Raw genomic sequence first — 12,695 nt, 5'->3', positions numbered from 1 at the left:
CCGGCCGGAGGTGGGCGGAGCCGTCGGCGGAGTCGCGGGACGGCCGACGCCGGTCGCGGCTTACGGAGTTGAGGACGCCGTGGTCCACCCTTTCCCGCGCGCTGCCGGCGCGGTGTCCCGCGAGGCCCGGCGCGTGGCGACCGTGCGAACGCCCTGGTGAGGTGGCGGGAGGGTCCTGGATGCCGAGTCCGCGGTCCCGGTCGACACCGGGCGGCGCGCGGCCGGCGCACCACGCGCGCTGACGCGCCGACCGTGCCCCCTTGGCAAATCGTCCCGCCTCCGGTTCGGACGGCCTGACGCGCTTTTCCCGCTGGATGATGACGGCTCGAAGCGTGCGGCAGACGGACTCTTTGGGCGCACGGGATGAACGGGTGTCGGCCTTAAGGTGCCTCGGCTGCGTGCCCCGGTGGGTGAACTGCCCGGTCTCCGGCATTCCGTTTGCCGCGGATAGTGCGGCGGGCACGGGCCCGACGGCAGCTGCGTGGGTGAAATTAAGATAGCAGGCGCACGGGGGCGCGAGCGGCGCGCAGCGGATTTGTTTACCTGGTTGTTGAAAAACAATAGGCACCCCTTTTCCCTCGCGCCATAGTCCATACCGGTCAGGAGATATCGGTCACGTGCGGGTGCTTGCGGGCGACGAGACGGCCCGTTCGGGCAAGGGCGCTCCTGCGGTGAAAACATAGCGCATGGGCGTTGTCGAACTCGCCGAACTCCGTCCCCGCCAACGGCGCCCCGCAGGTGGACTGTCAGGTGCGGGCCCCGCCGTCGGGCCGGGCGGCCGTGGCGGCGTCGTGAGACCGGGCGGGGAACGGCCGGGGCCCTTCGCCGCCCAAGACCGGAACGTGCCCGTCAGGATGGCCCGCGGCTCCAACCGGAACCGAAATAGGGGTTGAGGAATAGGGGTGAATAAATAGGGGGTGAGTAGGGGGGCGTGCCTGTGCGGCGGGCTCACGCCCAGGTCGAATCGCGCGCCGTCGGTGCCTCAACTCATGGATGCGAGCCCCGCTCTCCGGGCCTCGCCCCCTACCTCCCGGCCGGGGACACCGAGGACTGGTCGATCACCCCACGGTCCGTCATGTCCCGCCGTACGGCACCGTCTTGGAGCTCCGCACGCGAGTCCGGACGCGGCCGCCGGGTACCGGCCGGCGTGCTCCACCCGCCTCGGCGAGTGCTATGTCGGGAATGGGCCGGTACTCGCCTTCAAGAGGCATGCGGCTCGTCACATTCACCGTAATTGGGGGGTCATGCGGCTACCGAGTGTTCCTCGCACAGGTTTATCCGCCATACTCCAGCCGTGGAGCGCATCGATCCGATAATCCAGCCCGTACCCGCCGCGGGGACCGATCCCGGATACATCCCTGGGCTCATGGCACCCCGCCTCGTAGAGGAGGCTGACGACGCCGCCAAGGACGTTCCTCCGGGGGCCACCGACGAGGAGACGGCCGAAGAGCCGACCGAAGGGGCCGAGGCCTCCCGGGCGGCAACCGCCGACGAGTCCGGACCGACCGACGTGGAGGCCGACTCGACGTCCGACGCCGGGACCGGCGACAAGGCGGACGACGCGGACGACGCGAACGGGGCTGTCTCCTTCAAGAAGGACGCCTCGGACGACGACGCCGACGAGGACGGTCCCGTCTTCGACGTCAGCGACCGCCGCGCCTCGATGACCGCCGACCGCACCGGCGTCCGCCTCCGGCTCGACGAGACCGAGGCGGAGTTCGGCTGGGACGAGATCGGCGCCGTGGAGATCGAGACCCCCAGATTCACCCGCCGGTTCACCGTCACCCTGCACACCACCGGCCGCCGTCACTACCAGTCGGAGGTCGACGCACCCTCCCGGAGCAGCCTCAAGAAGTGGACGGCCGACCTCGACGCGGTGCTCGACGCCTACTTCGAGGAAGCCTGACCGAACGGGCTCAGGCGCCCCGTCCCACCACAACTCCTCGCCACTCCCTCGGTCCCGTCCGGGCCGCACTCCGACGGCCCAGCCCAGGTGGCCGGTCCGTCGGCCCTGCTGTGCACTTGGGGCGAGCGGCCCCGATCGGGCGGGCCGCGTGCTGCCCGCCCGGGCGGCCGACGATCGAGGAGTCCCTGATGAGACGGCACACCAGGACAGTCACCGCACTGGCCTCCGCCCTGCTGCTCGCCACCGCGGCGGCCGGTTGTTCGGACGGCGGTGGCGACAATGGCAGCGCCAGCGACACCGACACCAACCACGCCGACAGCCGTGAGGCCGAGGTGGTCCCGGCGGTGTCGTCGTCCGCGGCGCCGACCGTCGACGTCAAGAACAACGGCTCCCTCGGCAAGATGCTGGTCGACAACAAGGGTATGTCGCTCTACGAGTTCGACAAGGACACCAAGAACAAGTCGATGTGCAACGGCGCGTGCGCCCAGCAGTGGCCGCCGTACACCGTGAAGTCGAAGCCGGCCGCCGGCAGCGGGCTCAAGGCCAATCTGCTGAAGACCACGAAGCGCGACGACGGCAGCATGCAGGTGACCTACAACGGACGCCCGCTCTACCACTTCGCCGATGACACGAAGGCCGGCCAGACCAACGGGCAGGGCCTCAACGCCTTCGGCGCCAAGTGGTACGTCATGGACCCGGCCGGCAAGAAGATCACCAAGAACTCCGGGAACAGCAGCGGTGGCGGCGGTTACTGACAGTCGGTAGCTCCGGTCCACGACCGCTCGGAGACGTCATGCCGTTCTCGTTCCCCACCGGCCGGGCTCGGTTCGCCGTTGCCGTCGCCGCCTGCGCCCTCGCTCTGACAACCCTCGTCGGATGTTCGGACGGCGACGGCGGCGGCGACAGCGCGACGAAGTCGGCCGCCAGTCCGTCCGCGGGCGGGCCGCGGGTCACCATCGACAACTTCAAGTTCCAGCCGGCCTCCCTGACCGTCGCGCCCGGGGCGAAGATCACCGTGATCAACGACGACACCACCACACACACCCTGACGGCGACCAAGGGTGCCTCCTTCGACACCGGCGACCTCGCGCCCGGCAAGAGCGCCACCGTCACCGCGCCGGCGAAGGCGGGGGAGTTCCCCTGGGACTGCACGATCCACCCGTTCATGAAGGGCACGCTCACCGTCAAGTGAGCCCGGCAGCCGGCTCCGTTCTTGGGGCGCGAATGGAGACACCCATGTCGTCACCACACCCCACCGCCGCGCACGCCGCGCCCCGGCGCCGGGGCGGCGCCGGCCGCATCGTGCGGGGCGTGGCCCGGGTGCTCGCAGCGGCGGCCCTGGCCCTCGACGCGTACTACCACGCGGATCTCGCGCCGCAGTACGACGCCATCAGTGAGGACATCAGCCAGGGCGACCTTTTCCGGATCGAGGCGGGTCTCTCCGCGCTGGCCGCGCTGCTCGTGCTTGTCTGGCGCCGGTTCCTGGGCGACGCCTTCGCCTGGTTGGTGGCGGCGGGCGGGCTCGCGCTCCTGCTCGTGTACCGGTACGTGAACGTGGGCGTCCTCGGACCCTTCCCGAACATGTACGAACCGCTCTGGTTCGGCGAGAAGCAGGCCACCGTCGTGGTCGAGGCCGTCGCCATCGTGGCCACGGCGTATCTGCTGATCTTCCGTCCCCGGGGCAGACGCCTGTACTGACCGGGTCCGCCGGCCCGGCCGACCGCCCATTGACAAATCCTTGACCGGCCATCCGCACGCCCCCGGAGTAGCCTGAAAATACCGGGGGCGTGTTGAGCGCTGGAGGTGAGGGCAACGATCCATGTCCGTCACAGATGACTCTGCGCAGAGCCCGGTGGGAGCGGTCGGACGTATCACGGTCCCGATCCCGCCGGACGGCCCCGGAGAAGTACTGGTTGCCGTACGCGGCGGCTCGGAAGCGTACGCGGCCTGGTGCGACCGGCCGATCGCCACCAACGTCCGGGTACTGGTGACCGACCGTGTCTCGGCCCGCTCGGTGATGGTGGAGCCCCTTCCCGACTGAAGCAGGAAGCCCACCGGACACCGATCACGGTGTGTGAGTGTGTACTGAGGACAGGAGTTCCCTCATGTTGTTCTGGCGCGTTCCAGCACCGAACGAGGCGATGCTCATATCCGGTTCCAAACGGCAGGTCCAGGACACCCAGTTCCGGATAGTCACCGGTCACGGCAGTTTCGTTCTTCCCATCAAGCAGAAGGCCCGCATGCTCTCCCTGGCGTTGCGGGAGGCGGAGATAGCCGAGGACTGTGTCACCCAGCAGGGCATCCGGCTGACCGTCCGCGCGGTGACCGTGTTCAAGGTCGGTGACGACGCGGTGTCGATCGCCAACGCGGCACGGCGCTTCCTCGCCGAGCAGGACCGGATGGAGGAGCTGGTGGGCCGGATCTTCGCCGGTCACCTGCGGTCCATCATCGGTGGACTGACCGTCGAGCAGATCATCCGGGAGCGGGACCGGGTCGCCCAGGAGGTGAAGGCGGCCAGCCACAGCGAGATGGAGAAGCTCGGCATCGTGGTGGACGCCCTCCAGATCCAGGAGATCGAGGACGCCACCGGCTACATCAACAACCTGGCGGCGCCGCACGCCGCGGCTGTCGCGAGCCAGGCCCGTATCGCCGCGGCCCGCGCCGACCAGGAGGCCGCCGAGCGCGAGCAGCAGGCGGAGGCGCTGAAGGCCGAGTACGAGAGGGACACCTCGATCAAGCGGGCCGGCTTCCAGGCGGAGACCGAGCAGGTGCGGGCGCGTGCCTCCCAGGCGGGTCCGCTCGCTCAGGCGAAGGCCTCGCAGGACGTCATCGAGGAGCAGACGGCGCTGGCCGAGCGGCAGGCGATGCTGGCGGGCCAGCGGCTGGAGGCCGAGGTCAGGCGCCCGGCGGACGCGGAGGCGTACCGCCAGCGGACGCTCGCGCAGGCGCAGGCCGACGCGAACAGCGCGCGTGCCATCTCCCTGCGGGACGGGAACCAGGAGCTTCTCGCGGCCAACCGTGTCGTGGAGGTCCTCCCGGAGCTCGCCGACGCGGCGGCGAAGGGCCTGGCGGACTCCAACCTCACCGTCCTCAACGGCACCGACGGTGTCAACGAGATGGCGGCGGGGCTGGTCGGCCAGGGCATGACCATCCTCAACTCGCTGCAGCATCACAACGGTTCGACCCGGGCACCGGCCGATCAGACCAGGGACCCGGCGCCGAACGTGAACGGACAGGCACCGGCGAAGGTGGACACCACCAAGTGACGGTGAGGGGTTCCTGCCCTCAGCAGGCGTCGGGCGGACTCGGAAGAGTCCGCCCGACGCCTGTCTGCAGGGGGCCGGTACGGCGATCAGCGCTCTTCGCGGAAATCGACGTGCCGGCGGGCGACCGGGTCGTACTTGCGCAGGACCATACGGTCCGCGTCGCTGCGGCGGTTCTTGCGGGTGACATACGTGTGGCCGGTGCCCGCGGTGGAGCGGAGCTTGATCACCGGACGGAGTTCGTTGTGTGCCATGACCACATCATACGATAATGGTTCCCATTTTCAAAATGGCCCGCTCCGTGCCCCGCTCTACACCGGCCCCCGCCGCCGCCGGGCACCCCGCCCGCGGCTCTGCTCGGCGGGCCGGGAGATCGACCGGGACTGGACGTGCTCGTACACCATCGTCGTCTGCACGTCCGCGACCTCGCGGCGCTCGGTGAGACGGTCGATGACGAAGGCGTACAGCCCGTCGACGTCGGGGACCGCCACATGCAGGAGGAAGTCGTGCGGGCCCGATGTCACGAACAGCCCGATGGTCTCGGGCAGTCCCGCCGCCCACTCGCGGAACCCCTCGATGACGGGCCGGGAGGGCGGCCGGATCCGTACGGAGATCAGCGCCTGTACGGGACGGCCCACCGCGTCCAGATCGAGCGCGGCGTGGAAGCCGTCGATCACCCCCCGCTCACGAAGGATCTTGACCCGCTCCAGCGAGGTGGACGGGGAGACGCCGGTCTTGGCCGCGAGATCGCGGTTGGTCTGCCGTGCATCGTGCTGGAGCTCCCGCAGTAGAGCCCAGTCGAGCGCATCAAGTTCCACGTTTCCGCCCCTCGGCCGTATGAAGTGCGCCGGAACTCACCATCGTACGCATGACTGCCTACCGTTCTGAGGCATGACCGTACAGAACGACATCTCTCAGCTCCGCACGGACGCGACGACCGGCCTCTCCACCCGTCAGGCCCCGCTCAAGTGGGTCGTCGTCATCGACGAGTCCCTGCCCGCAGGCCGTGCGGTGAACGCGGCCGCCTGTATGGCCGCCGCCGTCGGCAGGGCCCTGCCGGACCTGCTCGGCGGCGACGGCCGGGACGGCTCGGGCCATGTGCACCCGGGACTGCCCTGGGCGGGCTGTGCCGTCCTGGCCGCCGACGCCGTCACCCTCCACGCCCTGCGGGAGAAGGCGAGCGCCAAGGCGGACGTATTCGTCGTCGACATGCCGGAGCCCGCCCAGACGTCCCGGATCTACGACGAGTACCTCGGCCTGCTCGCCGGTACCAGGCACGAGGACCTGACCTATCTCGCGGTCGGCCTCGTCGGCCCGCGCAACAGGATCGGCAAGCTCGTCGGGAGACTGCCCCTGCTGCCCTGACGGATCGTCAGGACATCACGCTCAGCACGATCTTGCCGCGCGTGCGGCCCCCCTGGACCCGCCGGTGCGCCTCGGCCGCGTCGGCCAGCGGCAGGACGCCCTCCACCTCGACGCGCACCGCGCCCTCGTCGATCAGCCCGGCGATCCGGGTGAGGGAGACCCCGTCCGGCTCCACCAGGAAGGCGGTCGCGTTCAGTCCCCGCGCACGGGCGCTGTCGAGCACTTCCGGCGCGACACCGGACGGTACGGCGACGATCGTGCCGCCGGGCCGCAGGGTCTCCAGCGAGCGGCTGGTCGTCGCGTCGTGGCCCTCGCCCACCAGGTCGATGACGACGTCGACGTCGCCGACGGCCTCCTCGAAGCGGACCTGGGTGTAGTCCACGACCTCGTCCGCGCCCAGCTCGCGCAGCCAGTCGTGCTTCGCCGCGCTCGCCGTCCCGATGACATACGCCCCGAGGTGCTTCGCGAACTGCACCGCCAGATGGCCCACGCCGCCCGCCGCCGCGTGGATCAGTACCCGCTGCCCGGCTGTCACGTGCGCCGCGTCCACCAGCGCCTGCCAGGCCGTGAGCCCGACCAGCGGCACGCCGGCGGCCGTGTTGTGGTCGAGCGTGCGGGGCTTGAGCGCGAACTGCCGCGAGGGAGCCGTCACATACTCGGCGTAGGCGGAGGCCGGGCGCGGGAACCACGGCATCCCGTACACCTCGTCGCCCACCTTCAGCGTGTGCACACCGAAGCCGACCTCCTCCACCACACCCGACACGTCCCAGCCCAGGATGAACGGGGGAGCGCCGAGAAGACCGGCGATGCCGCCGCTCTCGCGCGACTTCCAGTCGACCGGGTTCACCCCGGCCGCGTGCACCCGTACCAGCACCTCGGTCGGTAGCGGGCTGGGCCGCGGACGGTCGGTGAGACGCAGCACCTCGGGCCCGCCGAGGGAGTCCTGGGTGATCGCGCGCATCGTCGGCTCACTGCTCATGTCGGTCAAGTCTCCTGAAAGAGTGCGTGCCGGGGGAGCGCGGAGGACGCGGCCCCGGTCGGTGGATCTTCGACACCGCGAAAGTACTCCCCGGGTACTGCTTTCCCGCAAGGGACACTACTATCCAAAGGGAAGTGTTCAGTTCGGTGGCGCGAGCGCGCGGCACGGCGGCGAAGGCGGATCCCATGGCTCACCCCTGTACGACGGGGCGGCACGACAAGCACGACGTCTACGCCGCGCAGTGCCCCTGCCGGGACGTCCTCGGCCTGCTGGCCAACAAGTGGGCCGCACTCGCCATCGGCGCCCTCGAAGAGGGCCCGCAGCGCTTCGGCACGCTCCAGCGGCGGCTTCAGGGAATCAGCCCCAAGGTGCTCACGAGCACCCTGCGCCGACTGGCGGACCACGGCTTCGTGGACCGCACCGTCTACCCGGCCGTCCCGCTCCACGTCGAGTACGAACTGACGGAGCTGGGGCGCGGAGTCGCCGTGCCGCTCGGTCAGTTGCGTGCCTGGGTGGAGAACAACCTGGACGAGACGCGGACACCCGAGCCCGGTCTCTCGCCGGCCGCCGGCTGACCGCGGCCGGCTGACCGTGAACGCCCGGTGGCGTCCGGCGCGCGTCAGTTGCCGCGCGCCGCCACCATCGCGAGCGTCACCAGCACCAGTACCACCCACCCGAACCAGAGCCAGCCGCTGCTCCCCAGCGCCGCGGTGTAGGCCGTCACGACCACGAGCGCGCCAACGGTGATGATCCCCATCGTTTTGGTGGATCCGGATCCGGACATGGGCGTCCTCCTCCCGGCCGTGATCGTGGCCGTAAGGACCATCGTCACCCGAAAGGGGGGTTTCGCGCTACTGTCCGCGTGTCTGCAACGACGCGAGGTAGGCGTTGTACGCGGCCAGTTCCTTGTCACCGTCCCGGTCGGCCGCCCGGTCCGAGCGCTTCGCCTGGCGCTGGTCGGACCGGTACCACTGGTACACCAGCGCGATCAGCACGAGGACGGACGGGATCTCGCTGAAGGCCCAGGCGATGCCGCCGGCGGCGTTCTGATCGGAGAGCGGGTCGATGCCCAGGGATGCCGGGGGGTTCTCGTACGCCCGCACCATCGGCTCGCTCGCCATCATCAGCGCGATCCCGAAGAACGCGTGGAACGGCATCCCGGCGAACAGCTCCAGCATCCGCATCAGATAGCCGGGCCGGTGCGGTCCCGGGTCCACTCCCATGATCGGCCAGAAGAAGATCAGGCCGACGGAGAGGAAGTGCACCATCATCGCGATGTGCCCCGGCTTCGACTCCATGAGGAAGTCGAAGAGCGAGGTGAAGTAGAGACCGTAGAGGCTCGCGATGAACAGCGGGATGGTGAAGGCGGGATGCGACACGAAACGCAGGAACCGGCTGTGGAGCAGTGCCAGCAGCAGCTCACGCGGTCCCTTGCGGCCCCCGCCCGCTACGGGCAGCGCCCGTAGCGCCAGAGTCACCGGCGCGCCCAGCAGCAGCAGGATCGGGGAGACCATGCTGATCACCATGTGCTGGACCATGTGCACGCTGAACATGACCATGCCGTAGTCGTTCAGCGCGGTGCACATCACCAGGGCCACACTCAGCACGCCGAGCACGAACGGGATGGTGCGGCCCGGCGACCAGCTGTCGCCCCGCGCGCGCAGCCGCAGGACGCCCCAGCCGTACAGCGCGAGCGCCAGCAGACAGCCGACGAGGAAGAAGGTGTCGGGCGAGAACTCCAGTGCGCGGCCCAGCGTGAACGGCGGCAGATCCATCGTCGTGCCGTGCCCGCCGTGATCCATACGTGCTCTCCCGCTGCGACGATCCCGAATGGTGCGATGTGTCCGCACCCCGGGACCAGACTAGAACCGCCCCCGGCGCGGTTCGCGGCCGGGGGCGGTTCGTCGTACGAACAAGGGCGGTTCACGCCGGAGAGGCGAGGGATCAGCGCCTCAGAGCACGCACTCCGCCTCGGCGTAGCGCTCCGCCGGCACCGTCTTCAGCGTCTCGACGGCCTCCGCGAGCGGCACCATCCGGATGTCCGTACCGCGCAGCGCGGTCATCATGCCGAACTCACCGCGGTGCGCCGCCTCCACCGCGTGCCAGCCGAAGCGCGTCGCCAGCACCCGGTCGTACGCCGTCGGCGTCCCGCCGCGCTGGACGTGGCCCAGGATCACCGGCCGCGCCTCCTTGCCCAGGCGCTCCTCCAGCTCGACGGAGAGCTGCCTGGCGACGCCCGCGAAGCGCTCGTGCCCGTAGATGTCCTTGCCGCCGATGTCGAACTCCATGGAGCCCTCACGCGGCTTGGCGCCCTCGGCGACCACCACGATCGCGAACCGCTTCCCCGCTGAGAACCGCTTGCCGACCAGCTCGGCCAGCTCCCCGATGTCGAAGGGCCGCTCCGGGACGACGATGGCGTGCGCACCGGCGGCCATGCCCGAGTGCAGCGCGATCCAGCCGGTCTGTCGCCCCATGACCTCGACGATCAGCACACGCTGGTGGGACTCGGCGGTGGTCTTCAGCCGGTCCAGCGCCTCCGTGGCGACACCGACGGCGGTGTCGAAGCCGAAGGTCACATCCGTGGAGGAGATGTCGTTGTCGATGGTCTTCGGTACGCCGACGATCGGCAGCCCCGCCTCGGAGAGCAGGTTGGCCGCCTTGAGCGTGCCCTCACCGCCGATCGGGATGATCGCGTCGAGACCCAGGTCGGCCACATGCCCCTTCGCGCGCTCCACGCCGTCACGCAGGTGCGCGGGCTGGACCCGGGAGGAGCCGAGGATCGTGCCGCCACGGGCCAGGATGCCGCCGACCGCGTCCAGGTCGAGCTTGCGGTAGTCGCACTCCAGCAGACCCTTCCAGCCGTCGTGGAAGCCGATGACCTCGTCACCGTGGTCGACGACGGCGCGGTGCACCACGGACCGGATCACCGCATTGAGACCGGGGCAGTCGCCGCCGGAGGTGAGCACACCAATTCGCATTGCCCGGAGAACCTTTGCAACGTGGGCCGACGGCCGGACCACGTCGTCCGGCTGAATCCCCGCCACCCTACCGGCGCGGAGTGGCGGGGCCGAACCAGGCGTCCGACTGCTGGACACCCCTCGGTCGAACGGAAGGCGTCAGGCCGGCTGCGTCGCGGCGGCGATCCGTTCGGCGCGCAGCGCCTCGTACCACCGGTCGTCGGCCGGCGGCAGCGCGTTGACGTCGAGGGCCAGCTTCAGCAGCAGATCGGCGATCAGCGGGTTCCGTGCCAGGACCGGGCCGTGCATGTACGTACCGAACACCGTGTCGTTGTACGCGCCCTCCGTGCCGTCACCCGTGCCGTTGCCCCGGCCGAGCGAGACCCGTGCGAACGGGCGGGCACTCGGTCCGAGATGGGTGATGCCCTGGTGGTTCTCGAAACCGGTCAGCGGCGGCAGTCCGAGATGCGGGTCGATGTCGCCCAGTACGTCTCCGACACAGCGCTCGCCCTCGCCACGGGTGGAGATCACGTCCAGCAGTCCGAGACCACCCTCGCGCTCGCCGAGGTCGTTGACGAACTCGTGGCCCAGGATCTGGTAGCCGGCGCAGACCGAGAACACGATCGCGCCGTTGGACACGGCCCGGTTGAGACCGCCGTCACGGCGCAGCCGCTCGGCGGCCAGCCGCTGCGGCCGGTCCTCGCCGCCACCGATGAGGTAGATGTCGCCGGAGGTCGGTACGGCCTGGTCGCTGCGGACGTCCACGCGCGTGACGTCGAGACCCCGCTGCCGGGCGCGGCGCTCCACCACCAGCGCGTTGCCCTGGTCGCCGTAGGTGCTCAGCAGGTCCGGGTAGATCCAGACCAGTCGCAGACTGTTGTCACTCATTCTTCGCTCGTCCCTCTCGGACTTCATCTGTCTCAGTTGCCGACGCGCCGGCGCAGGTCCTGGAAGGACGTGTAGTTCGCGATCGCCTCGATGCGTCCGGGGGGCGCCATCTGCACGGCCTCGTCGGCGGTCGCGCACACCCGGAAGTCCAGGCCCGCGACCTCCAGCCGCACGGCCAGGTCCAGCTTGCGGTCGCCGATGACGAAGATCGGGTGACCGGCCAGCCGGGTGTAGTCGACGTCCCAGAGCCAGGAGGTGTCCGTGCCGTCGGCGCCGCGGGCGTTGACCGCGAGGATGACGGGCGTGGGCGGCGGGTCGATGAGGGAGAAGGTCTCCAGCCAGCCCGCCGGGTTCTTCGCCAGCAGCAGCCGCAGATCACGGCCGAGGAAGGACACCACGTCGTACCGGCCGGCCACGGCCTGCACCTGGTACATCCGTTCCAGGGCGACCTGCGGGGGCACCCCGAACGTGGCGGCGACGGCGGCGGAGGTGGCGGCGTTCGCGCGGTTGGCGCGGCCGGGCAGCTGGAGGTGGATCGGCCAGGCGGAGCCGTGCGGGTCCAGGACATGGTCACCGTGCAGCGCCCAGCTCGGCGCGGGCCGGCGGAAGCCGCACTGACCGCAGAACCAGTCGTCGCCCGGCCGCTGCATCACACCGCCGCAGGCGGGGCAGGACCAGGCGTCGTCCTTCCACTCCTGGCCGGCGGCGACCCAGACCACGTTGGGTGACGACGAGGCGGCCCAGACGATCAGCGGGTCGTCGGCGTTGGCGATGACCACGGCCTTCGTACCGGCCAGGCCCTCACGCCAGTGCTCGGCGAGCATACGGGTCTCGGCGGCGCGGTCGAGCTGGTCGCGGGAGAGATTGAGCAGGGCGATCGCCTTGGGCGTGGTGTCGCGCGCGACACCGGCGAGGTACTTCTCGTCGACCTCGATCACGCCGTACTTGGCGTCCGAACCGCCGGCGAGGGCGGAGGTGATGCCGGCCGGCATGTTCGCGCCCAGCGCGTTCGACACCACGGGGCCGCTGGCCCGCAGCGCCTCGGCGATCAGGCGTGTCGTGGTCGTCTTGCCGTTCGTCGCCGACACGAGCACGACGTCCAGATGCTGCGCCAGAGCCGCCAGCAGATCCGGGTCGAGCCGCAACGCCACCTTGCCGCCGATCACCGATCCGCTGCCGCGCCCCGCAGCGCGCGACACCGCCGCTGCGGCCTTGCCTGCCGTCACGGCCAGCTTGGCCCGTGGCGACAGCGGGTCCGTGTTGCCTGCCATCGTCCTTGATCCTCCTCGCGTCGGTCCGGGCTCAGCCTATCGAGATACGCGCACAGGCCCGAACCA

At 70.2% G+C, this 12,695-nt stretch carries 16 protein-coding genes; 8 read left to right on the top strand and 8 right to left on the bottom strand.

The window, feature by feature from the left end; all coding sequences use genetic code 11:
- The first annotated feature begins 1,294 nt into the window (after positions 1-1,294).
- The 6 genes from IEY79_RS22870 (at position 1,295) to IEY79_RS22845 (ending at position 5,172) form a co-directional block, all read left to right on the top strand.
- The gene (locus IEY79_RS22870; protein ID WP_189109433.1) at positions 1,295-1,906 is read left to right on the top strand and encodes a hypothetical protein; all 612 of its coding nucleotides are present in this window, start codon (positions 1,295-1,297) and stop codon (positions 1,904-1,906) included.
- 188 nt (positions 1,907-2,094) lie between these two features.
- Positions 2,095-2,661 carry a COG4315 family predicted lipoprotein gene (locus IEY79_RS22865; RefSeq protein WP_189109432.1) on the top strand — a complete coding sequence of 189 codons (567 nt, stop codon included), beginning with the start codon at positions 2,095-2,097 and terminating at the stop codon, positions 2,659-2,661.
- A gap of 38 nt (positions 2,662-2,699) precedes the next feature.
- A complete protein-coding gene (locus IEY79_RS22860) occupies positions 2,700-3,098 on the top strand; it encodes a cupredoxin domain-containing protein (RefSeq protein WP_189109431.1) in 399 nt (132 codons plus the stop codon).
- Between the two features lie 44 nt (positions 3,099-3,142).
- The gene (locus IEY79_RS22855; RefSeq protein WP_189109430.1) at positions 3,143-3,604 is read left to right on the top strand and encodes a hypothetical protein; all 462 of its coding nucleotides are present in this window, start codon (positions 3,143-3,145) and stop codon (positions 3,602-3,604) included.
- Between the two features lie 121 nt (positions 3,605-3,725).
- Entirely contained in the window at positions 3,726-3,947 is a 222-nt protein-coding gene (locus tag IEY79_RS22850) for an NfeD C-terminal domain-containing protein (RefSeq protein ID WP_189109429.1), read from the top strand.
- Positions 3,948-4,011: 64 nt separating this feature from the next.
- The gene (locus IEY79_RS22845) at positions 4,012-5,172 is read left to right on the top strand and encodes an SPFH domain-containing protein (RefSeq protein WP_189109428.1); all 1,161 of its coding nucleotides are present in this window, start codon (positions 4,012-4,014) and stop codon (positions 5,170-5,172) included.
- An 86-nt stretch (positions 5,173-5,258) separates the two neighbouring features.
- On the opposite strand, the gene rpmG is transcribed toward IEY79_RS22845, so the two are convergent.
- Both rpmG and IEY79_RS22835 read right to left on the bottom strand, forming a co-directional pair.
- Positions 5,259-5,423: a 50S ribosomal protein L33 gene (gene rpmG / locus IEY79_RS22840; RefSeq protein WP_189109427.1), complete on the bottom strand. Its 165-nt coding sequence runs from the start codon at positions 5,421-5,423 to the stop codon at positions 5,259-5,261.
- A gap of 57 nt (positions 5,424-5,480) precedes the next feature.
- Positions 5,481-5,987 carry an Lrp/AsnC family transcriptional regulator gene (locus tag IEY79_RS22835; protein ID WP_189109426.1) on the bottom strand — a complete coding sequence of 169 codons (507 nt, stop codon included), beginning with the start codon at positions 5,985-5,987 and terminating at the stop codon, positions 5,481-5,483.
- 73 nt (positions 5,988-6,060) lie between these two features.
- Between IEY79_RS22835 and IEY79_RS22830 the strand changes: the two genes are divergently transcribed.
- Positions 6,061-6,534: a DUF2000 domain-containing protein gene (locus tag IEY79_RS22830; protein WP_189109425.1), complete on the top strand. Its 474-nt coding sequence runs from the start codon at positions 6,061-6,063 to the stop codon at positions 6,532-6,534.
- 7 nt (positions 6,535-6,541) lie between these two features.
- On the opposite strand, the gene IEY79_RS22825 is transcribed toward IEY79_RS22830, so the two are convergent.
- The gene (locus IEY79_RS22825; RefSeq protein WP_229701048.1) at positions 6,542-7,513 is read right to left on the bottom strand and encodes an NADP-dependent oxidoreductase; all 972 of its coding nucleotides are present in this window, start codon (positions 7,511-7,513) and stop codon (positions 6,542-6,544) included.
- Between the two features lie 185 nt (positions 7,514-7,698).
- Between IEY79_RS22825 and IEY79_RS22820 the strand changes: the two genes are divergently transcribed.
- On the top strand, positions 7,699-8,088 hold the full coding sequence (locus tag IEY79_RS22820; RefSeq protein WP_189109424.1) for a winged helix-turn-helix transcriptional regulator: 390 nt from the start codon (positions 7,699-7,701) through the stop codon (positions 8,086-8,088).
- A gap of 44 nt (positions 8,089-8,132) precedes the next feature.
- Here IEY79_RS22820 and IEY79_RS22815 read toward each other — a convergent pair whose 3' ends face one another.
- From IEY79_RS22815 to IEY79_RS22795, 5 genes are all read right to left on the bottom strand, one after another.
- Positions 8,133-8,297, bottom strand: coding sequence for a hypothetical protein (locus tag IEY79_RS22815; RefSeq protein ID WP_189109423.1), 165 nt, complete (start codon positions 8,295-8,297; stop codon positions 8,133-8,135).
- Positions 8,298-8,364: 67 nt separating this feature from the next.
- Entirely contained in the window at positions 8,365-9,315 is a 951-nt protein-coding gene (locus tag IEY79_RS22810; RefSeq protein WP_189109422.1) for a cytochrome c oxidase assembly protein, read from the bottom strand.
- A 150-nt stretch (positions 9,316-9,465) separates the two neighbouring features.
- On the bottom strand, positions 9,466-10,491 hold the full coding sequence (locus IEY79_RS22805; protein ID WP_189109421.1) for a 6-phosphofructokinase: 1,026 nt from the start codon (positions 10,489-10,491) through the stop codon (positions 9,466-9,468).
- A 138-nt stretch (positions 10,492-10,629) separates the two neighbouring features.
- A complete protein-coding gene (locus tag IEY79_RS22800) occupies positions 10,630-11,358 on the bottom strand; it encodes a type 1 glutamine amidotransferase (protein WP_189109420.1) in 729 nt (242 codons plus the stop codon).
- 32 nt (positions 11,359-11,390) lie between these two features.
- Positions 11,391-12,629 (bottom strand): MurT ligase domain-containing protein, encoded by a 1,239-nt coding sequence (locus IEY79_RS22795; protein ID WP_189109419.1) that lies wholly within the window; start codon positions 12,627-12,629, stop codon positions 11,391-11,393.
- Positions 12,630-12,695 lie beyond the last annotated feature (66 nt).

It is taken from the genome of Streptomyces camponoticapitis (assembly GCF_014646115.1).
Lineage (GTDB): Bacteria > Actinomycetota > Actinomycetes > Streptomycetales > Streptomycetaceae > Streptomyces > Streptomyces camponoticapitis.
This window is presented reverse-complemented; position numbering and strand designations above follow the sequence as displayed.

Excerpts from the sequence above, each read along its gene's own strand:
- IEY79_RS22865 (WP_189109432.1), top strand. The coding sequence starts at position 2,095 with ATGAGACGGCACACCAGGACAGTCACCGCACTGGCCTCCGCCCTGCTG.
- IEY79_RS22860 (WP_189109431.1), top strand. The coding sequence starts at position 2,700 with ATGCCGTTCTCGTTCCCCACCGGCCGGGCTCGGTTCGCCGTTGCCGTC.
- IEY79_RS22855 (WP_189109430.1), top strand. The coding sequence starts at position 3,143 with ATGTCGTCACCACACCCCACCGCCGCGCACGCCGCGCCCCGGCGCCGG.
- IEY79_RS22850 (WP_189109429.1), top strand. The coding sequence starts at position 3,726 with ATGTCCGTCACAGATGACTCTGCGCAGAGCCCGGTGGGAGCGGTCGGA.
- IEY79_RS22845 (WP_189109428.1), top strand. The coding sequence starts at position 4,012 with ATGTTGTTCTGGCGCGTTCCAGCACCGAACGAGGCGATGCTCATATCC.
- rpmG (WP_189109427.1), bottom strand. The coding sequence starts at position 5,423 with ATGGCACACAACGAACTCCGTCCGGTGATCAAGCTCCGCTCCACCGCG.
- IEY79_RS22830 (WP_189109425.1), top strand. The coding sequence starts at position 6,061 with ATGACCGTACAGAACGACATCTCTCAGCTCCGCACGGACGCGACGACC.
- IEY79_RS22825 (WP_229701048.1), bottom strand. The coding sequence starts at position 7,513 with ATGAGCAGTGAGCCGACGATGCGCGCGATCACCCAGGACTCCCTCGGC.
- IEY79_RS22820 (WP_189109424.1), top strand. The coding sequence starts at position 7,699 with ATGGCTCACCCCTGTACGACGGGGCGGCACGACAAGCACGACGTCTAC.
- IEY79_RS22815 (WP_189109423.1), bottom strand. The coding sequence starts at position 8,297 with ATGTCCGGATCCGGATCCACCAAAACGATGGGGATCATCACCGTTGGC.
- IEY79_RS22810 (WP_189109422.1), bottom strand. The coding sequence starts at position 9,315 with ATGGATCACGGCGGGCACGGCACGACGATGGATCTGCCGCCGTTCACG.
- IEY79_RS22805 (WP_189109421.1), bottom strand. The coding sequence starts at position 10,491 with ATGCGAATTGGTGTGCTCACCTCCGGCGGCGACTGCCCCGGTCTCAAT.
- IEY79_RS22800 (WP_189109420.1), bottom strand. The coding sequence starts at position 11,358 with ATGAGTGACAACAGTCTGCGACTGGTCTGGATCTACCCGGACCTGCTG.
- IEY79_RS22795 (WP_189109419.1), bottom strand. The coding sequence starts at position 12,629 with ATGGCAGGCAACACGGACCCGCTGTCGCCACGGGCCAAGCTGGCCGTG.